General features: G+C 74.7%; 19 protein-coding genes. 11 read left to right on the top strand and 8 right to left on the bottom strand.

All coding sequences use genetic code 11. The features are described from left to right. Positions 1–24: 24 nt before the first annotated feature. Both ACFXAM_RS29135 and ACFXAM_RS29130 read right to left on the bottom strand, forming a co-directional pair. A complete protein-coding gene (locus ACFXAM_RS29135) occupies positions 25–933 on the bottom strand; it encodes a sucrase ferredoxin (RefSeq protein ID WP_380295673.1) in 909 nt (302 codons plus the stop codon). A gap of 139 nt (positions 934–1,072) precedes the next feature. After that, entirely contained in the window at positions 1,073–3,523 is a 2,451-nt protein-coding gene (locus ACFXAM_RS29130) for a DNA topoisomerase (ATP-hydrolyzing) subunit A (RefSeq protein WP_380295671.1), read from the bottom strand. Positions 3,524–3,783: 260 nt separating this feature from the next. On the opposite strand from ACFXAM_RS29130, the gene ACFXAM_RS29125 reads away from it, so the two are divergent. The 3 genes from ACFXAM_RS29125 to ACFXAM_RS29115 all read left to right on the top strand — a co-directional run bounded on the left by ACFXAM_RS29125 (position 3,784) and on the right by ACFXAM_RS29115 (position 8,053). After that, positions 3,784–5,139 carry a M16 family metallopeptidase gene (locus ACFXAM_RS29125; protein WP_380295669.1) on the top strand — a complete coding sequence of 452 codons (1,356 nt, stop codon included), beginning with the start codon at positions 3,784–3,786 and terminating at the stop codon, positions 5,137–5,139. A gap of 20 nt (positions 5,140–5,159) precedes the next feature. Next, entirely contained in the window at positions 5,160–6,527 is a 1,368-nt protein-coding gene (locus ACFXAM_RS29120; protein ID WP_380295676.1) for a M16 family metallopeptidase, read from the top strand. 332 nt (positions 6,528–6,859) lie between these two features. Next, positions 6,860–8,053 (top strand): RtcB family protein, encoded by a 1,194-nt coding sequence (locus tag ACFXAM_RS29115; RefSeq protein WP_380295668.1) that lies wholly within the window; start codon positions 6,860–6,862, stop codon positions 8,051–8,053. A gap of 92 nt (positions 8,054–8,145) precedes the next feature. Here the strand turns inward: ACFXAM_RS29115 and ACFXAM_RS29110 are convergent, their stop codons facing one another. Then, the gene (locus ACFXAM_RS29110) at positions 8,146–8,775 is read right to left on the bottom strand and encodes a TetR/AcrR family transcriptional regulator (RefSeq protein ID WP_380295667.1); all 630 of its coding nucleotides are present in this window, start codon (positions 8,773–8,775) and stop codon (positions 8,146–8,148) included. Between the two features lie 289 nt (positions 8,776–9,064). Here ACFXAM_RS29110 and ACFXAM_RS29105 point away from each other — a divergent pair, with 289 nt between their 5' ends. Continuing rightward, positions 9,065–9,334: a hypothetical protein gene (locus ACFXAM_RS29105; protein ID WP_380295666.1), complete on the top strand. Its 270-nt coding sequence runs from the start codon at positions 9,065–9,067 to the stop codon at positions 9,332–9,334. Positions 9,335–9,355: 21 nt separating this feature from the next. Here the strand turns inward: ACFXAM_RS29105 and ACFXAM_RS29100 are convergent, their stop codons facing one another. After that, the gene (locus ACFXAM_RS29100; RefSeq protein ID WP_380295665.1) at positions 9,356–9,799 is read right to left on the bottom strand and encodes a response regulator transcription factor; all 444 of its coding nucleotides are present in this window, start codon (positions 9,797–9,799) and stop codon (positions 9,356–9,358) included. A gap of 126 nt (positions 9,800–9,925) precedes the next feature. Then, entirely contained in the window at positions 9,926–10,672 is a 747-nt protein-coding gene (locus tag ACFXAM_RS29095) for a sensor histidine kinase (protein ID WP_380295662.1), read from the bottom strand. Positions 10,673–11,069: 397 nt separating this feature from the next. Here ACFXAM_RS29095 and ACFXAM_RS29090 point away from each other — a divergent pair, with 397 nt between their 5' ends. Further along, the gene (locus ACFXAM_RS29090; protein ID WP_380295660.1) at positions 11,070–11,702 is read left to right on the top strand and encodes a TetR/AcrR family transcriptional regulator; all 633 of its coding nucleotides are present in this window, start codon (positions 11,070–11,072) and stop codon (positions 11,700–11,702) included. A gap of 145 nt (positions 11,703–11,847) precedes the next feature. On the opposite strand, the gene ACFXAM_RS29085 is transcribed toward ACFXAM_RS29090, so the two are convergent. Both ACFXAM_RS29085 and ACFXAM_RS29080 read right to left on the bottom strand, forming a co-directional pair. Further along, positions 11,848–12,708: a GNAT family N-acetyltransferase gene (locus ACFXAM_RS29085; protein WP_380295659.1), complete on the bottom strand. Its 861-nt coding sequence runs from the start codon at positions 12,706–12,708 to the stop codon at positions 11,848–11,850. A 6-nt stretch (positions 12,709–12,714) separates the two neighbouring features. Then, a complete protein-coding gene (locus tag ACFXAM_RS29080) occupies positions 12,715–13,521 on the bottom strand; it encodes an SDR family NAD(P)-dependent oxidoreductase (RefSeq protein ID WP_380295657.1) in 807 nt (268 codons plus the stop codon). 132 nt (positions 13,522–13,653) lie between these two features. Between ACFXAM_RS29080 and ACFXAM_RS29075 the strand changes: the two genes are divergently transcribed. Next, the gene (locus ACFXAM_RS29075; protein ID WP_380295655.1) at positions 13,654–14,286 is read left to right on the top strand and encodes an NAD(P)-dependent oxidoreductase; all 633 of its coding nucleotides are present in this window, start codon (positions 13,654–13,656) and stop codon (positions 14,284–14,286) included. Between the two features lie 125 nt (positions 14,287–14,411). Here ACFXAM_RS29075 and ACFXAM_RS29070 read toward each other — a convergent pair whose 3' ends face one another. Further along, positions 14,412–14,693: an HPr family phosphocarrier protein gene (locus ACFXAM_RS29070; RefSeq protein ID WP_344332683.1), complete on the bottom strand. Its 282-nt coding sequence runs from the start codon at positions 14,691–14,693 to the stop codon at positions 14,412–14,414. 229 nt (positions 14,694–14,922) lie between these two features. On the opposite strand from ACFXAM_RS29070, the gene ACFXAM_RS29065 reads away from it, so the two are divergent. The 5 genes from ACFXAM_RS29065 to ACFXAM_RS29045 all read left to right on the top strand — a co-directional run. After that, complete coding sequence (locus ACFXAM_RS29065) at positions 14,923–17,736, top strand: GNAT family N-acetyltransferase (protein ID WP_380295653.1); 2,814 nt, start codon at positions 14,923–14,925, stop codon at positions 17,734–17,736. A gap of 93 nt (positions 17,737–17,829) precedes the next feature. Continuing rightward, a complete protein-coding gene (locus ACFXAM_RS29060; RefSeq protein ID WP_380295651.1) occupies positions 17,830–18,420 on the top strand; it encodes a DUF5998 family protein in 591 nt (196 codons plus the stop codon). Positions 18,421–18,571: 151 nt separating this feature from the next. Beyond that, a complete protein-coding gene (locus ACFXAM_RS29055; RefSeq protein ID WP_380295649.1) occupies positions 18,572–19,756 on the top strand; it encodes an alkaline phosphatase family protein in 1,185 nt (394 codons plus the stop codon). A gap of 33 nt (positions 19,757–19,789) precedes the next feature. After that, entirely contained in the window at positions 19,790–20,446 is a 657-nt protein-coding gene (locus ACFXAM_RS29050) for a thymidine kinase (protein WP_380295647.1), read from the top strand. Between the two features lie 86 nt (positions 20,447–20,532). Then, the coding region (locus ACFXAM_RS29045; protein ID WP_380295674.1) for a transposase at positions 20,533–20,965 on the top strand (433 nt) is incomplete at its 3' end.

Here is a 20,965-nt window from a genome sequence, read left to right as displayed (position 1 = left end):
GCATCCGCCGGGGGTCGCCGCACGTCACAGCTCTCGGAGCGAGACGGCCTCCATCCGGGACGGGGTGGCCGCCGCCTTGCCGCAACTCTCGGGCCGGGCCGGTTCGCTGACGCCCTCGACCACCCGGACCTCCCAGGCCCGGCCGTCCTCGTGCCGGACCTCGACCCGCCAGCGGCCCGCGCCGTCCTCGTGCTGGGCCACGGTGAGCGCGTCGGCCCTGGTCTCCCCGGTGGCCAGCCGCACGGCGTGGTCGGCCGCCTGGCCGGGCCGTTCCCAGCCGGAGCAGCCGCGCGACCACTCCGGCACCACGTGGCCGGCGGCCGTCGCCGCCAGCACCTCCTTGGCGGACTCGGCGGTCAGCCGGCCGTACGCGTAGCCGTACGGCAGCACCAGCACGGTGGGGGAGAAGCGGTGGCCGCCCAGGTGGGTCACCTCCCACACCTCGCTGTGGCCGGCGGCGGCCAGATCGGCCGCGAGCGGGCGGCCCAGCAGCGCGCAGCAGCGGTCCCGGCGGCCGTTGGTGCACACCAGGGCGACCGGGCCGCCGACGTGCGGCACCCCGAGGCCGCCGTGGTCGCCGGCGCCCAGCGCCGCGAAGTCCAGCGCGAGGAGCTCCGCCGGGTCGGCCACCTCGTGGCGGCGCACCCAGCTGCGGCCGGGGGCCGGGACGGTGTGCGCCACGATCACCTCGTGGCGGGCCGTCGGCAGGCAGTCCGCGTGCCGCCCGGGCCGCCGGATCAGCGCCACCCGCACCCCGGTGCCGGCCGCCGCCGCGTCCAGGGCCCGCCCGACCGCCGGGTCCAGATGGCTCTCGGCGAGCGCCTTCGCCCCCCACGGACCGTTCTGTTCCACCAGCAGCCAGGTGGTCGCGGTCGCGGCGGTGGCGGCCAGGGGTTCCGACAGTTCACGCGACAGGGTCGCACAGGTGCTCACCCCGGTAAGGCTACCCTTGCCGGTCCGCCGCGGCGCGGCCGCCGGGGCGGGACGGAGGCGTGCGGGCGGGACGGAAGCGTGCGGGCGGGAACGCCGCAGGGCGCCGGACGGGTCCGGCGCCCTGCGGGGGGAACGGCGGTCAGGCGGGACCGGCGACGGTGCTGACCGGGGTGGTCACGGGGGTGCCGGAACCGTCGCGGCGCGGGTCGCGCTCCGGCAGGTCGACCGGGGCGCCCTTGGCCGTGGCGGCGCGGGCGGGCGCCGGGCCGGCCCAGGCGAACGCGAGGGCGTCCTCGCCGCGCAGGAAGCGCTGGCAGCGCACGCCGCCGGTGGCGCGGCCCTTGCGCGGGTACTGCTCGAAGGGGGTGACCTTCCAGGAGGACTGCGCCTCGCCGGCCAGCGTGCCGGAGGTGCCGGCCACCGAGACGACCACCGCGTCGGCGGCCGGGTCGACGGCGGTGAAGGAGAGCACCCGGGCGCCGTCCGCGAGCTTGATGCCGGCCATGCCGCCGGCAGGTCGGCCCTGCGGGCGGACCTGCCCGGCGGGGTAGCGCAGCAGCTGGGCGTCGGAGGTGATGAAGACGAGGTCCTCCTCGCCGGTGCGCAGCTCGACCGCGCCGATCACCTCGTCGCCGTCCTTGAGCGCGATCACCTCGAACTCGTCCTTGTTGGCGGGCCATTCGGGGACCACCCGCTTGACCACGCCCTGCACCGTGCCCAGCGCCAGGCCGGGGGAGGACTCGTCCAGGGTGGTCAGCGCGAGGACCCGCTCGTCGGCCTCCAGCCGGAGGAACTCGGTGACGGCGGCGCCGCCGGCCAGCGTCGGCGAGGGGGTGGGCGGCAGCGCCGGCAGGTCGATGACCGGCAGCCGCAGGACCCGGCCGGCCGAGGTGACCACGCCGACGTCGGCGCGGGCGGTGGTGGGCACCGCGGAGACGATCACGTCATGCTTGGCGCGCTTCTCGGAGAGCTCGAACGGCTCGCCGTCGGCGGTGCGGGCGAGCAGGCCGGTGGAGGAGAGCAGCACCCGGCACGGGTCGTCGGCGACCTCCAGCGGGACGGTCAGCGAGGCGGCCGGGGCGGCGCCGGCCTCCAGCAGGACGGTGCGCCGCTCGGTGCCGAACTGCTTGGCGACGGCACCGAGTTCGCCGGAGACCACGCTGCGCAGCTTGCTGTCCGACTCCAGGATCTCGGTCAGGTCGGCGATCTCGGAGGTCAGCTTGGCCTGCTCCTGCTCCAGCTCGACCCGGTCGAAGCGGGTGAGCCGGCGCAGCGGGGTGTCGAGGATGTACGCGGTCTGCGTCTCGGACAGCGAGAAGCGCTCCATCAGGCGCTCCTTGGCCTGGGCGGCGTTGTCGCTCGACCGGATGATCGCGATGACCTCGTCGATGTCGACCAGCGCGACCAGCAGGCCCTCGACCAGGTGCAGCCGCTCCTGGCGCTTGCGGCGGCGGAAGTCGCTGCGCCGGCGGACCACCTCGAAGCGGTGGTCGACGTAGACCTCCAGCAGCTCCTTGAGGCCGAGGGTGAGCGGCTGGCCGTCGACCAGCGCCACGTTGTTGATGCCGAAGGTCTCCTCCATCGGCGTCAGCTTGTAGAGCTGCTCCAGCAGGGCCTCGGGCACGAAGCCGTTCTTGACCTCGATGACCAGGCGCAGCCCGTGCTCGCGGTCGGTGAGGTCCTTGACGTCCGCGATGCCCTGGAGCTTCTTGGCGTTGACCAGGTCCTTGATCTTGGAGATGACCTTCTCCGGGCCGACGTTGTACGGCAGCTCGGTGACCACGATGCCCTTGCGGCGGGCGGTGACCGCCTCGATGCTCGTGGTGGCGCGGATCTTGAAGGTGCCGCGGCCGGACTCGTAGGCGTCCCGGATGCCGGAGAGGCCGACGATCCGTCCGCCGGTGGGCAGGTCCGGGCCGGGGACGAACCGCATGAGGGTGTCGAGGTCGGCGTTCGGGTGCTTGATCAGGTGGCGGGCGGCGGCGACGACCTCGGAGAGGTTGTGCGGCGGCATGTTGGTGGCCATGCCGACGGCGATGCCGGTGGCGCCGTTGACCAGCAGGTTGGGGAAGGCCGCCGGGAGCGCCAGCGGCTCCTGCTCGCTGCCGTCGTAGTTGGGCCCGAAGTCGACGGTCTCCTCGTGGATCGACTCGACCATGGCCATCGAGGCGGCGGTCAGCCGGGACTCGGTGTACCGCATCGCCGCCGGCGGGTCGTCGTTGCCGAGCGAGCCGAAGTTGCCGTGGCCGTCGATCAGCGGCAGCCGCATCGAGAACGGCTGGGCCATCCGGACGACCGAGTCGTAGATGGAGGCGTCGCCGTGCGGGTGCAGCCGGCCCATCACCTCGCCGACCAGGCGGGCGCACTTGACGTGGCCGCGCTCCGGGCGCAGGCCCATCTCGTTGGCCTGGTAGAGGATGCGGCGATGCACCGGCTTGAGGCCGTCCCGGGCGTCCGGGAGGGCCCGGGAGTAGATGACCGAGTAGGCGTACTCGAGGAACGAGCCCTGCATCTCGTCCACGACGTCGACGTCGAGGATGCGCTCCTCGAAGTCTCCGGGGGGCGGGGTCTGCGAACTGCGGCGGGCCATCGCGGCGGGGCTCCCTTACGTCTCGCTTGCGTCTCGTCCACGTCTCGTCGGCGCGGTTTCGCCGGGGCTGTCGGCGGGTCTGTCAACAGGGCTCGGCGCCCCCATTGTGGACCCTCCCGCCGACAGCCCCGGCCAGCGCCCCTCTTCCGCCCCTGGCGAACGCCCCGTCCGCGCGGACACATCCACGCCGTTCGCGCGTTGCACCACAATGGGGGACGCCACACGAACCCCGACTTCGACGACGGGAAGGACCCGAGCGCATGGCCAACCCGGCCCCCGCCTCCCAGCGAGGCATCGCCATCACCGAGCACCGCCTGGCCAACGGCCTGCGCGTCGTCCTCTCCGAGGACCACCTGACCCCGGTGGCAGCGGTCTGCCTCTGGTACGACGTCGGATCCCGGCACGAGGTGAAGGGCCGCACCGGGCTGGCCCACCTGTTCGAGCACCTGATGTTCCAGGGGTCCGCCAACGTGTCCAACAACGGGCACTTCGAGCTGGTCCAGGGCGCCGGCGGCTCGCTCAACGGCACCACCAGCTTCGAGCGCACCAACTACTTCGAGACCATGCCGGCCCACCAGTTGGAGCTGGCGCTCTGGCTGGAGGCGGACCGGATGGGCTCGCTGCTGGCGGCCCTCGACGAGACGTCGATGGAGAACCAGCGCGACGTGGTGAAGAACGAGCGCCGCCAACGGTACGACAACGTGCCCTACGGCACCGCGTTCGAGAAGCTCGCCGCGCTGTCCTTCCCGGACGGCCACCCGTACCACCACACCCCGATCGGCTCGATGGCCGACCTGGACGCGGCCACCCTGGAGGACGCCCGGGCGTTCTTCCGCACCTACTACGCGCCCAACAACGCGGTGCTGTCGGTGGTCGGCGACATCGACCCCGAGCAGACCGTCGCCTGGGTGGAGAAGTACTTCGGCAGCATCCCCGCGCACGACGGCAAGCAGCCGCCGCGCGACGGCAGCCTGCCGGAGACGGTGGGCCGGGAGTTGCGCGAGCTGATCCGCGAGGACGTGCCGTCCCGCGCGCTGATGGCCGCCTACCGGCTGCCGCACGACGGCACCCGCGAGGCGGACGCCGCCGACCTGGCGCTGACCATCCTCGGCAGCGGCGAGTCGAGCCGGCTGTACAACCGGCTGGTCCGCCGGGACCGCACCGCCGTCGCGGCCGGCTTCGGCCTGCTGCGGCTGTCCGGCGCGCCGAGCCTGGGCTGGCTGGACGTCAAGACCTCCGGCGACGCCACCATCGAGCAGATCGACGCGGCCGTCGACGAGGAGCTGGCCCGGTTCGCCGCCGAGGGACCGACCCCGGCCGAGCTGGAGCGCGCCCAGGCGCAGATCGAGCGCGAGTGGCTGGACCGGCTCACCACGGTGGCCGGCCGCGCCGACGAACTCTGCCGCTACGCCGTGCTGTTCGGCGACCCGAAGCTGCTGAACGACGCCCTGCCCAAGGTCCTCGACGTCACCGCCGAGGAGGTGCGGGAGATCGCCGCCGCGCGGCTGCACCCGCAGAACCGGGCGGTGCTGGTGTACGAGCCGACCCCGGCCGAGGACACCGCCGACGACACCGCTGCCACCGCCGAGACCGACGAGGAGGGCGCCGCCGTATGAGCACCGAGTACGTCCCCGCCATGACCTTCCACCCCCAGCCCCAGCCCGGCACCCCCGGCCCGTGGGCGTTCCCGGCGCCGGAGCGCGCCGCGCTCGGCAACGGCATCACGGTGCTGCACTGCCACCGCCCCGGGCAGCAGCTGGTGGCCGTCGACGTGCTGCTCGACGCGCCGCTCGCGGCCGAGCCGGAGGGCGCGGACGGCGTCGCCTCGATCCTGGCCCGGGCGCTCAGCGAGGGCACCGACACGCTGACGGCCGAGGAGTTCGCGGCGGAGCTGGAGCGGGCCGGCGCGACCCTGGACGCGCACGCGGACCACCCGTGCATCCGGGTCTCGCTGGAGGTCCCGGCCTCCCGGCTGGCCCGCGGCCTGGACCTGCTGGCCGCCGCGCTGGGCAGCCCGGCGCTGCCGGAGAACGAGATCGAGCGGCTGGTCGCCAACCGGCTGGACGAGATCGTGCACGAGCAGGCCAACCCGGCCCGGCGGGCCGCCAAGGCGCTGTACGCCGAGCTGTTCGACGGCGCCGACCGGCTGTCGCGGCCGCGCGCCGGCACCGCCGAGACGGTCAAGACGATCGACCGGGCCGCCGTCCGGGCCTTCTACGAGGCGCACGTGCGGCCCGCCACCACCACCGTGGTCGTGGTCGGCGACCTCACCGGCACCGACCTGCCGGCCCTGCTGGAGTCCACCCTGGGCGCCTGGAAGGGCTCCGCGGCCGAGCCGAGCGCGCACGCGCCGGTGACCGCCGACGACACCGGCCGGGTGATCATCGTGGACCGCCCGGGCTCGGTGCAGACCCAGCTGCTGATCGGCCGGATCGGCCCGGACCGGCACGACCCGAGCTGGGCCGCGCAGATCCTCGGCACCTACTGCCTGGGCGGCACCCTCACCTCCCGGCTGGACCGGGTGCTGCGCGAGGAGAAGGGCTACACCTACGGCGTGCGGGCCTTCGCCCAGCCGCTGCGCTCGGCCGCCGACGGCAGCGGGCGCTCCCTGCTGGCGATCAGCGGCTCGGTGGACACCGCCTCCACCGCCCCGGCGCTGGCCGACACCTGGACGATCCTGCGCACGCTGGCCGCCGAGGGGCTCACCGACGCGGAGCGCGCCGAGGCCGTGCAGTTCCTGGTCGGCGTGGCGCCGCTGAAGTACGAGACGGCGGGCTCGGTGGCCGGCACCCTGGCCGACCAGGTCGAGCAGCACCTGGCCGACGACTTCCAGGCGGAGGTCTACCGGCAGCTGGCCGAGCTGCCGACCGCCGCCGCCACCGAGGCCGTGGTCAAGGCGTTCCCGCCGGACCGGCTGGTCACCGTCCTGGTCGGCGACGCCGCGGCGTTCGCGGACGCGGTGCGGGAGCTGGGCATCGGCGAGGTCACCGTGATCAGCGCCTGACCCGGGGCAGCAAGGCACCGAGGGCCCGGTGGAGCGTTCCGACGCTCCGCCGGGCCCTCCTGCGTCGCGGCGTTAATTCCCTTGCGGTGGCGGCGCCGTGCGTGGGTAGATAGCCCCCGGCACCGGTCACACACACGGAGAGGAGGCGGTCACCATGCGGGTCGAGCCATTCCAGCGGCGCTCCCCGAGACTGTCCTCCCGATGCCCCTCGGCCGCCTGAGCGTCGCCGACCTCTGACATCCCCGCGTCGCGCCGGGTCCCTTCGCGCGGCATCCCCCGGGGCGGACACCCCGCCTAGGCTTGAACCATCCGACCTTGGAGGTCGTTGAACCATGTCGTACACCGAGGTACCCGGCGTCCGGGTTCCGATCCGGATGTGGACCGACCCGGCCACCGTCGAGGGCCAGGCGATGCAGCAGCTGCGCAACATCAGCTCGCTGCCCTGGCTGCACGGGCTCGCCGTGATGCCCGACGTCCACCTGGGCAAGGGCGCGACGGTGGGCTCGGTGATCGCCATGCGCGGCGCCGTCTGCCCGGCGGCGGTCGGCGTGGACATCGGCTGCGGGATGAGCGCGGTGAAGACCTCGCTCACCGCGAAGGACCTGCCGGACGACCTGTCGCGGCTGCGCTCGCGGATCGAGCAGGCCATCCCGGTCGGCCGAGGCATGCACGGCGACCCGGTCGACCCGGGCCGGCTGCACGGTGTGCCGACCGGCGGCTGGGACGACTTCTGGCAGCGCTTCGATGCGGTCGCCCCCGAGGTGAAGTGGCGCCGTGAGCGGGCGGCCCAGCAGATGGCGACGCTCGGCGGCGGCAACCACTTCATCGAGGTCTGCGTCGACGACACCGGCGCGGTCTGGCTGATGCTGCACTCCGGCTCGCGCAACATCGGCAAGGAGCTGGCGGAGCACCACATGGGCGTGGCCCAGTCGCTGCCGCACAACCAGGGCCTGATCGACCGTGACCTCGCGGTGTTCGTCGCGGACACCCCGCAGATGGCCGCGTACCGGCAGGACCTCTTCTGGGCGCAGGAGTACGCCAAGCGCAACCGGGCGCTGATGATGGCGCTGTTCCAGGACGTGGTCCGGCGGGAGTTCCCGCGGGCGAAGGTCGGTTTCGACGAGGTGATCAGCTGCCACCACAACTACGTCTCGGAGGAGCGCTACGACGGCGTCGACCTGCTGGTCACCCGCAAGGGCGCGATCCGCGCCGGGTCGGGCGACCACGGGATCATCCCGGGGTCGATGGGCACCGGGTCGTACATCGTGCGCGGACTGGGCAACGAGGCGTCGTTCAACTCGGCCTCGCACGGCGCCGGCCGGAAGATGAGCCGCAGCGCCGCGAAGAAGCGGTTCACCACGCAGGACCTGGCCGAGCAGACCAAGGGCGTGGAGTGCCGCAAGGACGCGGGGGTGGTGGACGAGGTCCCCGGCGCGTACAAGCCGATCGAGAAGGTGATCGAGCAGCAGCGGGACCTGGTCGAGGTCGTGGCGCACCTCAAGCAGGTGGTCTGCGTCAAGGGCTGAGCCGCCGCGTCGGGGCTCCCCGCGCCGGCCCCCGGCCGTCCGGCCGGGGGCTCCGGTGCGTCCGGACGCCGCCGCGCCCGCGCCGCCGGGCGTCAGGCGGCCGCGAGCCGCCGGTCGAGAACGGCGAGAATCAGCTCCTCGACCCGGCGGGCCACCGCGGCGCTGTCGACGTCCGGCCCGGCCAGCAGGTCGAAGCTCTCGAAGCTGGTCAGCATGAAGAACACCGCCACCAGCTCGTCGAGCTCCGCCTCGCCGAGCTGCGCGTCGCGGTCGGCGAGGACCCGGCCGAGCACCACCCGCAGGCCGCCGCGCCGCCGCTCGCCCCGGCTCTGCAGCGCGGTGTCGAGCTCCGGGTCGAGGATGGCCAGTCCGCGCAGCCGTCGCAGGGCGACCCGGCCGGAGGCGTAGAAGCCGGCGAGCACGTCGAGGAGGGCGGAGAGCGCCTCCCGGCCGCTGGGCGCCGTGAACGCCGCGGGCATCCCGGCCATGCCGCCGCGCTGGGCCAGGTCGTCGAAGAGCGCCTCCAGCAGGCCGGTCTTCGAGTCGAACTGGTAGTAGACGGTCATCCGCGCCACACCGGCGGTCTTGGCGACCGCGTCCATGCTGAACGAGGCCGGGCCCTTCTCCCCGGTCAGCAGCTCGCAGGCCGCCTCCAGGATGCGGGTGCGGGTCTGTTCGGCGGCCACCTGGCGCTGGCCGGCTCGGTACTGGCGTGGGCTCATGGGCTGTCGACGTCTCCTGAGGCGGGTGCTCCGGCATTCATTGTGCACTCGGTCCAAATAAAAATACCGGGCCGCCCGTCCGGGCCGGCCCCCGCCCCGGCGTGCGGCACCGACGACGGGGCGCGTGCCGCCCGCCGCGCTTCGGTCGCCCGGGTGAGGGGCCGTGACCGGGGGCGGGGCAGGAAAGGTTTCCAGCGTGCCGGGGAGTCCCGGCCGCTCGCGCGGTGGGACGGACGGCCGCGGCACCGCCGTGGCGCCGCCCCCCGCCGCCGTCCCGCCGGAGGCCCCGATGCGAACCGCCCTGCGCCGCGCCCACCGCCGTCTGCTGCTGCGCCGGTGGCTGCGGCGGACCGGCCGCCACCTCGCGGACGGGCTGATCTGGCTCGGGCTGGTGATGGGGGCGATGGCCTCGCCCGACGCGCTGCCGGGAGCGCGGAAGCCGCAGGACGCGCTGCCCCCGCCCGGGGTGCCGCCGTGGCATCCGGAACGGTCCGGGGCGGGCGGCGCGCCGTTGACCCGGTCCGAGGAGGAGCTGTGGGCGCGCCTGCTGGAACGCTGACCGGCGGGCCGGGCCGCCGGTTCAGCCGCCGGGGCCGGCCCGCCGCGCCCGGGGGGCGGCCTGCGGGCCGCACGGTGTCCCGCCCCGGCCGGCCGCGGTGACGGCGCGGCGGACGTCGTCCAGCCCGGCGCCCTTGACCAGGTAGCCCCGGGCGCCGGCCCGGACCGCCGCGGCGACGGAGTCGTCGTTGTCGTCGGCGGTCAGCATCACCACCGCGACCCCGGGGTGGCGGGCGACCAGGGAGCGGGTCGCCTCGATGCCGTCGGTGCCGGGCATGCCGATGTCCATCAGGACGACGTCGGGAGCGAGCCGCTCGGCGGCGGCGAGCGCCTCCGCCCCGTCGGACGCCTCACCGACCACCGTCAGCGAGTCGATCCGGTTGAGGAGTTGGCGCAAACCCGCCCGGAACAGCTCGTGGTCGTCGACGACCAGGATGCGGAGCTCTCGGGGCGCGACCGGGTCCATGGGGGCTCCTGGGAGAGGCGCGGAACGCGGGGGAGGCCGGGGCCGGCGCGGGTCGGTCGGGCACGGACGCCGCGAGGCCCCGGGAGGAGCGGGAGGAGCGGGAGGAGCGGGGAGGACGGGAGCGGATCAGTCGAGCGGGCCGGTGCCGTCGGCCGGCTCCTGGTGCGGCAGCCGGATCCGGACCGCGGTGCCGTGCGGGGTGCGGGCCGCGACCGAGAAAATGCCGCCGAGTTCCTTGGTGCGGACGTACATCGACGGAAGTCCGATTCCGCAGGGCGCGTCCGGGGGAATTCCGATCCCGTCGTCCTCGATCGACAGGGTCAGACCGTTCCGGCCGACCGATGCGCAGATCCGGCAGACCGTCGCCCGCGCGTGCCGGACGACATTGGCGAGGGCCTCGCCGGATATCTTCTGCAATTCGTTCTGGACCTCGGCCGGGAAATCGTCCAGGGCGGCCGGCAACTCGGTGACGAAGCGCAGCCGGCCGGCCCCGGCCTCCTCGAAGGCGCGGACCTGCCGGTCCAGGAACCGGCGCAGCGTCCCGGCGGGTCCGGCGGTCCGGGGCTCGGAGCGGTCGAGGTCGCGGATCACCCGGCGGACGTCGGCGATGGCGGCGCCGACGTCCTCCCTGGCCCGGGCCAGCAGGGCCGGTGCCCGCCCGGCGTCACCGCCCAGTTCGAGCCCGGTCAGTTCCATCCGCATGTGCAGGGCGGCCAGCCGGGGGGCCAGTGAATCGTGCAACTCGCGCCGGAGGCGGCGGCGTTCGTCGAGTCTGGCGGCGGCTTCCGGACAGGCCGGCTCCGTGTCGGCGGCCGTGTCGGCGGCCGCGCCGCGGGCGGCCCTGCCGGAGGATTTCACGATCTGGTCCGACATGGTTCCTGAGATCCCCCCGTCGCTCGCGTCCGACCCGCGGTGAGCGGGTGTTTCCTGGAGCGGGGAAATGGAGTTTCCGGGCACGTCCGAATAACCGGCACAGTACAGCCGTCCTATCGGCCCCTCGTGCGTTCCAATGCCGTGATCCCCATCCGCCCGGGACAAGACCTTAGGCGCGCCGTTGCGCGGGACGCAAGGCGAGAGGGCGGGTGGGGGAGGAAACCGCGACGGATCCGGACAGGCGGTGAGTGAGCACATACCCGCACCGGCTTCCGGGGCCGGGACCGGCCTGCTGGTCGAAACCCGTGAGCGGATACTCACCGCCCGCTATCCTTCGGATACCCCTCCGCAGCCGCAGCCCGGTCCGGAACCGGCCGCCCCGTCCCTCGGAGCCTTCATGAGCATGCGCGAGCAGATCGTCGACGCCGCCGAGCGGGTGATCAGGGACCTCGGCCTGGCGCGTTGCACGACCAAGGAGATCGCCGAGGGGGCGGGCTGTTCCGAGGGCACCATCTACCGGCACTTCCGCAGCAAGGAGGACGTCTTCCTGGCCGTCCTCGCCGAGCGGCTGCCCGGCCTGCCGCCGGTGCTGCGGGCGCTGCCCGAGGAGGTCGCCGACGAGGGCGAGGTGCGGGCGGCCCTGCAGCAGGTGGCCGAGGAGGCGCTCGCGTTCTACCGGGAGTCGATGCCGGTGCTGCTGTCCGTCTTCGCCGAGCCCAGGCTGCTGGAGCGCCACCGGGAGTGGACGCGGGTCACCAACACGGGGCCGCAGCGGGCCGCCGAACTGCTGGCCGACTACCTGCGGCGGGCCCAGCGGGCCGGTCTGGTGAGCCGCGACGCCGACCCGGCGGTCGCGGCCCAACTCCTGCTCGGCGCCTGCTACCTGGCCGCGTACGGGGGCGGGTCCGCCGTCCCGGCGGGCGGGCCGGAGGCACCGCGCGAGGCCGCGGCCTTCGCCCGGCAGCTCTGGCGGACGCTGGCCCCCGCCGAGCGGCCGGCGGCGCCGGGGGAGAGCCGCGCCTCCCGCTGAGCGCGACCACCCCGACGCGCCGGGCGCCGCGGGATCCGTGCGCGGTGGGATCCGGACGCCCGCGGGATCCGGACGCCGTGACAGGGGCCCGGATCCCCCGTGGATCCGGGCCCCTCGGCAGTCGTCCCCGGGCAGCCCCCGGCGGTCAGTCGAAGCGGTACTCCGAGAGGCCGCCGACCCGGCGGAAGCCGAACGACTCGAAGAGTCCGCGGGCCGCCGGATTGCCGTCCCCGACCACCGCCAGGCCGGTGAGCCCGTCGGCGCGCAGCGCGGCCACCGCCTCGCCGAGCAGCGCCCGCGCGCAGCCGTCGTGCCGCAGCCCGGGCCGTGAGCAGAGCGGGTTGAAGCGGGTCACCCCGGCGACGGCGGCGGTCCGGCCGAGCACGGCGACCGGCTGTCCGTCCTCCTCCCAGACCCGCAGCAGACCGCCGGCGATCTGGCCCCGGAGCGAGCGCCGGACGATCTCCCGGCCGAGCCCGGCGCCGTGCGCGGCCTCCAGGCACCAGTCGGTGAACAGCTCCGACTCCTCGGGCCGGGCGGCCCGGGAGCGTCCGGGCACGGCGGGCCGCGGTTCCGCCGGGGCCGGGCCGTCCAGGCTCAGCAGGTGCTCGCGCCGGTCCGCCCGGGCGGACCGGCCGGTGGCCCGGGACCACGCCCCGGCGAAGGCGGCGGCCGACGGGTCCGCGCCGATCACCCCGGGCGCCCGCTCGGCCCCGGCGCCCGTCTCGGCGCCCAGTTCGGCACCGAGGGCGGCCGCGGCGGCGGCCGGCATGCCGCTCAGCACGACCGGGTGCGGCGGGGTGAAGGCCGCCGCTCCGACCACCGGGCTGCCGTCGGACGCCGGGTCCTCGACACGGCTCCAGGTGGTCGGCGGGGCGGCCGGCGGCCGGAACTGCGCCCCTTTCAGCAGGGTCAGCAGGATGGAGTTGGCGACCGGGTCGGCGGCGATCCACCCGCCGGTCTGCGTGGCGAAATCCTCGGTGTCCCGTGTGGTCCTGACGAGCATGGCGGGTCAGTTCGCCCCGGCGCCGCCGGGCCGGCCCGGGCCCGGGGCGCCGCCGCCGGGCCGTCCCATCGTCCCGGCCGTGACACCGGCGGTCATGCCGCCGTCCAGCTCGAACAGCGAGCCGGTGATGAAGCCGGCCGCGTCGCCGCCCAGGAAGACCACCGCGTCGGCGACCTCCTCCTCGGTGGCGATCCGCCCCAGCGCGGTGGCCGCCCCGGCCTGCTCCAGCGCGCCCGGTGTGCCGGCGATCCGCCGGCGGAAGTCCTCGGTGTCGACCGGCCCGGTGATCAGGGCGTTCACCCGGATCCCGGCCGGGCCGGCCTCCAGCGCGGCGGCCCGGGTCAGGCCGACCACCCCGTGCTTGGCGGCGGTGTACGCGCCCAGGCCGAAGGCGGTGCCCCGGACGCCGGCGGTGGAGGCGTTGTTGATGATGCTGCCGCCGCCGTTCGCCCGCATGGCGGCGATCTCGTGCTTCAGCGCGTGGTAGGTGCCGGTCAGGTTGACGGCGATCACCTCGGCGAAGGCCTCGGCCGGGACCCGGTCCAGCGGACCGAACGCCCCGCCGCCGCCCGCGTTGTTGAAGGCGATGTCCAGCCGGCCGTGGCGCTCGACGGTGCCGCCCACCAGCCGGGCGACGTCGTCCTCGACGGTGACGTCGGCGGCGGTGAACTCCGCCTGCCCGCCCTGCTCGCGGATCCGCCGCACGACGGCGTGGCCCAGTTCGGCGCGGCGGCCGGAGACCACCACATGGGCCCCGGCGGCGGCCAGGGCGGCCGCCGTGGCCGCCCCGATGCCCGCCGTGGACCCGGTCACGAGTGCGATCTTCCCCTGGAGTTGACGCATGATCAGCTACCCCTCCGGGTGGCCGGTGGCCACCCTCCCGTTGGCTCTCGACCCTGATTTTGATTGTATAGTCTATACGAATTCAAGCCCATGGAGGACGTCATGGAGATCGTCGTGGTGGGAGCGGCCGGCCGCACGGGCCGGCTGGTGGTCGAGAAGGCCCTGGCGGACGGGCACGGCGTCACCGCCCTGCTGCGTGACCCGGCCAGGCCGGTGGCGGAGCATGAACGGCTGACCAAGGTGCGCGGCGACGTGTTCGACGCCGGCTCGCTGACCGGCCCGTTGGAGGGGAAGGACGCCGTGGTGGTGGCCCTGGGCGTGACCGGCCGCGGCGCCACGACGGTGTTCTCCGAGGGCGTGCGCAACGTCATCGCGGCGGCCCGCGCCGGCGGCGTGCGCCGACTGGTCGCGATGTCCTCGGCGGGCCTGGAGACCGGGCACCTGCCGGCGGTGCAGCGCTTCGTCGCCGGGCTCGTGGTGGACCGGATCTACCGGAACATCCACCTCGACCTCGGCCGGATGGAGGCCGAGATCGAGGCCGGCTCATTGGACTGGACGATCGTCCGGGCGCCGATGCTCACCGACGGCCCGGCCACGCCCGGCTACCGGGCGGTGGTGGGCGGGCACCTCCCCAGGGCCTCGCGCGTCGCGCGGGCGAACGTCGCCGACTACATCGTCACCCACCTGGACGACCCGGCGACCTTCGGCCGGCGCGTCGAGGTGGCCGACCGATGACCCCCGGCGCGGCCCGGGCCGCCCGCCGCGCGGGCGCCGGGACGCGCACCGATCCGCCGCGGACGCACCGGAGCCCGGGCCCCCCGACCAACGGGGCCCGGGCTCCGGACGCGTGCGGCGCCGTCTCAGGCGGCGGCGGGCAGCTCGTCCAGGCCCTCCGAGACCAGCTTGGCCAGGCGGTCCAGGGCCTGGTCGGCACCCTCGGCGTCGGAGGCCAGCACGACCTCCTCGCCGCCCTGGGCGCCGAGCGCCAGCAGGCCGAGCATGGAGCCGGCGTTGACCGGGTTGCCGCCGGGCTTGGCGATGGTGATCGGCACGCCGGTGGCCGCGACGGCCTTGACGAAGACGGAGGCGGGACGGGCGTGCAGGCCCTCGGCCCAACCGATGGTGACGCGGCGCTCAGCCATGAGACGTGCCTTTCCGGTAAAGCTGGTCACGGCCGTGATGGGGGAAACGGACGTGTTGTCTAGACCAGTGTTGCACGCAGGCGACCCCTCGGAGCCGTCGCGTTCGGGAGTTGTGATTGTTTCTTTCAGAGGCATAAACGGCGCATAATCCCCGTTCAGCGGCCCTGTCCACCCTGCCGTGAACACACGGCCGGCGCCATTCGGCTCGCCGCCGGATAACCTGACGGTCGTGGACGACTCTGCGGTACCGCGAACCGAACCGGAGTACCCCCAGCACTGGGAGGCCGACATCCTCCTGCGCGACGGCGGCACGGCCCGGATCCGGCCGATCACCCCCGCCGACGCCGGCCGCCTGGTCGAGTTCTACGAGCAGGTCTCCGACCAGTCCAAGTACTTCCGCTTCTTCGCGCCCTACCCCCGGCTCTCCGACAAGGACGTCCGCCGCTTCACCCACCACGACTTCGTCAACCGGGTCGGCCTCGCCGTCGTCGTCCGCGACCGCTTCATCGCCACCGTCCGCTACGACCGGATCGACCACGACGGCCGCCCCTCCGAGACCGGCACCGACGCCGAGGTCGCCTTCCTGGTCCAGGACGCCCACCAGGGCCGCGGCGTCGCCTCCGCACTGCTGGAGCACATCGCCGCCGTCGCCCAGGAACGCGGCATCCGCCGCTTCCAGGCCGAGGTGCTGCCGGAGAACCGCAAGATGGTGAAGGTCTTCACCGACGCCGGCTACGTCCAGCGCCGCAGCTTCGCCGACGGCGTCGTCCACCTGGAGTTCGACCTCGAACCCACCGCCGCCTCGCTCGCCGTCATGCGGGCCCGCGAGCACCGCGCCGAGGCCCGCTCCGTCCAGCGGCTGCTCACCCCGCGCTCGGTCGCGGTGATCGGCGTCTCCCGCCGCCCGCAGACCGTGGGCCGGGCCCTGCTGCGCGACCTGCTCGCCGGATCCGCCGGGGACGGGCGCCAGGTCCACGCGGTCAACCGCGCCGCCCCGCCCGGCACCGAGCTGGACGGCGTCCCGGTCCACCGCTCGATCCTGGACATCCCCGGCCCGGTCGACCTCGCGGTGATCGCCGTCCCCGCCTCCGCCGTCCCCGAGGCGGTCGCCGAGTGCGGCGCCCACGGCGTCCAGGGCCTGGTGGTGGTCACCGCCGGCTACGCCGAGACCGGCCCCGAGGGCCGTGACCGCCAGCGCGCCCTGGTCCGCCAGGCCCGCGCGGCCGGCATGCGGGTGATCGGCCCCAACGCCTTCGGCCTGATCTCCACCGACCCCGAGCGGCCGCTCAACGCCTCGCTCGCCCCCGCGCTGCCCGCGCGCGGCGGCTTCGGCGTCTTCTGCCAGTCCGGCGCGATCGGCGTCGCCCTGCTGGAGGCCGCCCACCGGCGCGGCCTCGGCATCTCCTCCTTCGCCTCGGTCGGCAACCGCGCCGACGTCTCCGGCAACGACTTCCTCCAGTACTGGGCCGAGGACCCGGCCACCGACGTCGTCCTCCTCTACCTGGAGTCCTTCGGCAACCCCCGCAAGTTCACCCGGATCGCCCGCCGGCTCGCCCAGGCCAAGCCGGTCGTCGTGGTCAAGGGCGCCCGCCACACCGGCAGCCTGCCGCCCGGGCACGCCGTCCCCGCCACCGCCACCGGCCTCAAGGACGCCACCGTCGACGCGCTCTTCCAGCAGGCCGGCGTCACCCGGGTGGAGACCATCACCGAGCTGTACGACACCGGGGAACTGCTCGCGCTCCAGCCGCTGCCGCCCGGCGACCGGGTCGCGGTGATCGGCAACTCCGACTCGCTCGGCCTGCTCACCCACGACGCCTGCCTCTCCGCCGGCCTGCGCCCGCGCACCCCCGTCGACCTCACCACCGCCGCCACCGGCGAGAACTTCCGGATCGCCCTGGACACCGCGCTGAGCGACCCCGGGGTGGACGCGGTGATCGCCGTCGCCATCCCGCCGATCGGCACCTCCGCCCACGCGTTCATGGGCGGCCGGCTCACCGGCCCGGACGACCCCGAACTCGGCTCCGACGATCCCGAGATCGCGGCCGCGCTGCTCGACGCCGGCGAGCGCGCCCGCGCCGCCGGCAAGCCGCTGCTCCTCGCCCACCTGGCGCTCACCGACCTGCCCGGCCGGCTGCGCCCCGGCGGCATCCCCGCCTACCCGGCGCCCGAGCGGGCCGTGCGCGCCCTCTCCCACGCCGTCCACTACGCCGACTGGCGCCGGCGGATGGCCGAGGCCGAGGAGACCGCCCGGGTCCCCGAACTCGACCGGATCGACGAGGCGGGCGCCCGCACCCTGGTCGAGGCCGCGCTCTCCACCCGCACCGCGATCGCCGCCCGCACCCAGCCCGGCGGCGCCCGGATCACCCTGCCCGACGCCGACGCGGCCGCCCTGCTCGCCCGGTACGGCGTCGACGTCTCGCCGACCCTGCCCGCACCCGACGAGGAGAGCGCGGTGCGCGCCGCCGCCACCCTCGGCTACCCCGTCGCGCTCAAGGCCACCGCCCCCCACCTGCGCCACCGCCCCGACCTCGGCAGCGTCCGGCTCGACCTGACCGGCGAGCCCGGTCTGCGCCGCGCCCACCAGGAGCTGGACGCCCTGCTCGGCGGCGCCGCCCAGGCCCAGCTGATGGTCCAGCGGCTCGCCCCGCGCGGGGTGGACACCGTGATCGGCGCCACCGTCGACCCGGCGGTCGGCGCGATCCTCTCCTTCGGCCTGGCCGGCGCCCCCGCCGAACTGCTCGGCGACGTCGCCCACCGGCTGGTTCCGGCCACCGACCAGGACGTCGCCTCGCTGGTCCGCGAGGTCCGGGCGGCCCCGCTGCTGTTCGGCTGGCGCGGTGCCGAGGCGGTCGACACCGACGCTCTGGAGGAGCTGCTGCTGCGGGTGTCGCGGCTGGTCGACGACCTTCCGGAGGTCGCCTCGGTGGACCTCGAACCGGTGGTCGTGGCCCCGCACGGACTGGCGATCCTGGGGGCGCGCGTGCGCATCGCACCCCTTCCGGTCCGCAGTGATCTGGGCCCGCGCGCCATGAGCACGCTGTAACCTTCCTTGGTTGCGTCCGGACCGCGGGCGCCGTTGTCCGAAGCTCGGCGCCGCGCCGCCCGCTTCGTCGGCGGACCATGCCAGGATGGAGTTATGGCGAAGACCGGTACCACCACCACGCAGGACCTGCGTTCCGCGATCGAGCGCAGCGGCTACTACCCGGCCCTGGTGTCCGAGGCGGTGGAGTCCGCGGTGGGTCCCGAGCCGATCAGCTCCTACCTGGTGCACCAGGAGACGACCTTCGACGCCAACGAGGTCCGCCGGCACGTCACCGTGCTGGTGCTGACCCCGACCCGCTTCGTGGTGAGCCACACCGACGAGCAGACCGGCGACGGCAGCAGCCCCGCGGTCCCGCTGGCCACCACCTCCACCGAGAGCGTGCGCCTGGACCGGATCAACTCCGTGGTGGTCAGCCGGATGGTCGCCAACCCGGAGACGTACACCCCGGGCACCCTGCCCCGCGAGGTGGTGCTGACCATCGGCTGGGGCGCCGTCCAGCGCCTCGACCTCGAACCGGCCGGCTGCTCCGACCCCAACTGCGAGGCGGACCACGGCTACACCGGTTCGGCCACCGCCGACGACCTCTCGCTGCGGGTCAGCGAGGCCGGCGACGGCCCGGAGACGGTCGCCCAGGCCCTGGTCTTCGCCCGCGCCCTCTCCGAGGCCACCGTCACCACCGTCTGATCCGCGGCGCCGGCGCGCCCCGCCGCCGCGCCCGCACGCGTACCGCCGCTCCGCCGTCCCGCTCCGCCGTCACGCACCGACCCGCGCCGTCCGGACGCCGCCCCCACCCGCCCGGACCGTACCGGCCAGCCAGGAAGCCACCCCCGCCACCATGCCCTTCGCCCCCGACGGCCACGACGCCTTCGAGATCCTCGACCCCGCCGCCGCGCCCGCGCCCCCCTACGGCACCGGCTCGCTCTGCGACCTGCTGCCCTCGGTGGCGGCCGGCCTCGGGGTGGCCGGCTTCGAGGCGGCACTGCCGCTGGCGCCCGCCGACCGCGCGGTGGTCTTCCTCGTCGACGGCCTCGGCTGGGAACTGCTGCTGCGCCACCCCGAGTACGCGCCGTTCCTCTCCTCGCTGACGGCCGGCTCGCTCGGCGGCACCGGCCGTCCGCTGACCGCGGGCTTCCCGTCCACCACCGCCACCTCGCTGGCCTCGGTCGGCACCGGCACCCCGCCCGGTCTGCACGGCCTGGCCGGCTACACGGTGGCGGTGCCCGGCGCCGGGCACCTGATGAACCAGCTGCGCTGGCAGCCGCACACCGACCCGGGCACCTGGCAGCCGTACCCGACCGTCTTCGAGCGGGTCGACGCCGCCGGGGTGGCCACCGCCCAGGTCTCCTCCCCGCTGTTCGCCCAGACCCCGCTCACCCGGGTCGCGCTCTCCGGCGGCACCTTCCTGGGCCGCACCACCGGCGAGGAGCGGATGGACCGGGCCGCCGCCTGGCTGGCCGAGCACGACCGCGCGCTGGTCTACACCTACGTCAGCGAACTGGACGGCGCGGGCCACCGCTTCGGCGTGGACTCCGACGAGTGGCGGATGACCCTGGACGCGGTCGACCGGCTGGCCCGCCGGCTCGCCGAACAGCTGCCGCCGCGCTCGGTGATGTACGTCACCGCCGACCACGGCATGATCGACATCGCCCCCGAGGACCGGATCGACTTCGACGAGGACTGGGAGCTCGGCGCCGGCGTCGCCCTGCTCGGCGGCGAGGGCCGGGCCCGCCACGTCTACGCCGTCCCCGGCGCCGCCGCCGACGTCCACGCGGTGTGGAGCGAGGTGCTCGGCGACCGGATGTGGGTGGCCACCCGCGACCAGGCGATCGGGGCCGGCTGGTTCGGCCCCGCGGTCGACGAGCGGGTCTACCACCGGATCGGCGACGTGGTCGCCGCCGCCCGCGACGACATCGCGATCACCGCCTCCCGCAACGAGCCCGGCGAGTCCGCGATGATCGGCCTGCACGGTTCGATGACCCCGGTCGAGCAGTACGTGCCGCTGCTCGAATTCCGCCGCTGAATTCCCTCGATGCGAAAGGCCTTTGCACCACCCATGGCTGAACTGGTGTTCTTCTCCGGCACGATGGACTGCGGGAAGTCGACGCTCGCGCTCCAGATGGACCACAACCACGCCGCCCGCGGCCGGCAGGGGATCATCCTCACCCGCAACGACCGGGCCGGCGCGGCCACCATTTCCAGCCGCCTCGGCCTGCGCGCCGACGCCGTCGAGGTGGCCGACGACTTCGACTTCCACGCCCATGTGGTGCACCGGCTCTCGGCCGGCGGCCGGGTCGACTACCTGATCTGCGACGAGGCCCAGTTCTTCACCCCCGGCCAGATCGACCAGCTCGCCCGCGTCGTGGACGAACTCGACATCGACGTCTACACCTTCGGCATCACCACCGACTTCCGCACCCGGCTCTTCCCCGGCTCGCAGCGGCTGATCGAACTCGCCGACCGGGTCGAGGTGCTCCAGGTCGAGGCGCTCTGCTGGTGCGGCGCCCGGGCCACCCACAACGCCCGCACCGTCGGGGGCGTCATGGTGGTGGAGGGCGCTCAGGTGGTGATCGGCGACATCTCGGTGCGCGAGGACGAGGTCGGCTACGAGGTGCTCTGCCGTCGCCACCACCGCCGTCGCCTCACCGCCGCCACCGCCCGCGCCGCCGTCCTCTCCCCGGACGTCCTCCCCTTCGAGGACCAGCAGGCCTGAGCGGGTCCTCGGCCTAGAAGGCTGATGAAGATGTTGGGTTCTGGCCCCACTGCGTGAGCGGTGGGGCCAGACTCGTTTCCGTGGCGATGGGGGAATGGGCCGGGGAGACGGTCGGGCCGGATGTGTGGGAGACGTGCCGGGAGCTGATCCCGGTGGGGAGTGTGTTCGCGTTCCTGGCCGAGCACCGGGGCAGGCTGTTCCCGGCGGCGATGTTCGCGGACATGTATCCGTCGGCGAACGGCCGTCCGAGCATGCCGCCGCAGATCCTGGCCGCGGCGATCGCCCTGCAGGCCCTGCACGGCCTGTCCGACTTCGAGACCGTTCAGGAACTGCGGTGCGACCTGCGGTGGAAGGCCGCCTGCGGACTCGGGTTGAACGACACCGCGTTCGACCCGTCCCTGCTGTCCTACTTCCGCCGTCGGCCGGCCCGCTCCGCCCGTCCGAACCGCGTCTTCGAGGCGGTGCGGGAGGTCGTGAACGCGACCGGCGTGATCAAGGGCCGCCAGAGGAGGGCCCTGG

This window comes from Kitasatospora sp. NPDC059462, assembly GCF_042749955.1.
Taxonomy (GTDB): domain Bacteria; phylum Actinomycetota; class Actinomycetes; order Streptomycetales; family Streptomycetaceae; genus Kitasatospora.
Note: the sequence above shows the minus strand (reverse complement) of the source record. Positions and strands in the feature narration are given on the sequence as shown.

Coding starts and splice junctions, on each gene's coding strand:
- ACFXAM_RS29130 (WP_380295671.1), bottom strand. CDS start 3,523: ATGGCCCGCCGCAGTTCGCAGACCCCGCCCCCCGGAGACTTCGAGGAG.
- ACFXAM_RS29125 (WP_380295669.1), top strand. CDS start 3,784: ATGGCCAACCCGGCCCCCGCCTCCCAGCGAGGCATCGCCATCACCGAG.
- ACFXAM_RS29120 (WP_380295676.1), top strand. CDS start 5,160: ATGACCTTCCACCCCCAGCCCCAGCCCGGCACCCCCGGCCCGTGGGCG.
- ACFXAM_RS29115 (WP_380295668.1), top strand. CDS start 6,860: ATGTCGTACACCGAGGTACCCGGCGTCCGGGTTCCGATCCGGATGTGG.
- ACFXAM_RS29110 (WP_380295667.1), bottom strand. CDS start 8,775: ATGAGCCCACGCCAGTACCGAGCCGGCCAGCGCCAGGTGGCCGCCGAA.
- ACFXAM_RS29105 (WP_380295666.1), top strand. CDS start 9,065: ATGCGAACCGCCCTGCGCCGCGCCCACCGCCGTCTGCTGCTGCGCCGG.
- ACFXAM_RS29100 (WP_380295665.1), bottom strand. CDS start 9,799: ATGGACCCGGTCGCGCCCCGAGAGCTCCGCATCCTGGTCGTCGACGAC.
- ACFXAM_RS29095 (WP_380295662.1), bottom strand. CDS start 10,672: ATGTCGGACCAGATCGTGAAATCCTCCGGCAGGGCCGCCCGCGGCGCG.
- ACFXAM_RS29090 (WP_380295660.1), top strand. CDS start 11,070: ATGAGCATGCGCGAGCAGATCGTCGACGCCGCCGAGCGGGTGATCAGG.
- ACFXAM_RS29085 (WP_380295659.1), bottom strand. CDS start 12,708: ATGCTCGTCAGGACCACACGGGACACCGAGGATTTCGCCACGCAGACC.
- ACFXAM_RS29075 (WP_380295655.1), top strand. CDS start 13,654: ATGGAGATCGTCGTGGTGGGAGCGGCCGGCCGCACGGGCCGGCTGGTG.
- ACFXAM_RS29070 (WP_344332683.1), bottom strand. CDS start 14,693: ATGGCTGAGCGCCGCGTCACCATCGGTTGGGCCGAGGGCCTGCACGCC.
- ACFXAM_RS29060 (WP_380295651.1), top strand. CDS start 17,830: ATGGCGAAGACCGGTACCACCACCACGCAGGACCTGCGTTCCGCGATC.
- ACFXAM_RS29055 (WP_380295649.1), top strand. CDS start 18,572: ATGCCCTTCGCCCCCGACGGCCACGACGCCTTCGAGATCCTCGACCCC.
- ACFXAM_RS29050 (WP_380295647.1), top strand. CDS start 19,790: ATGGCTGAACTGGTGTTCTTCTCCGGCACGATGGACTGCGGGAAGTCG.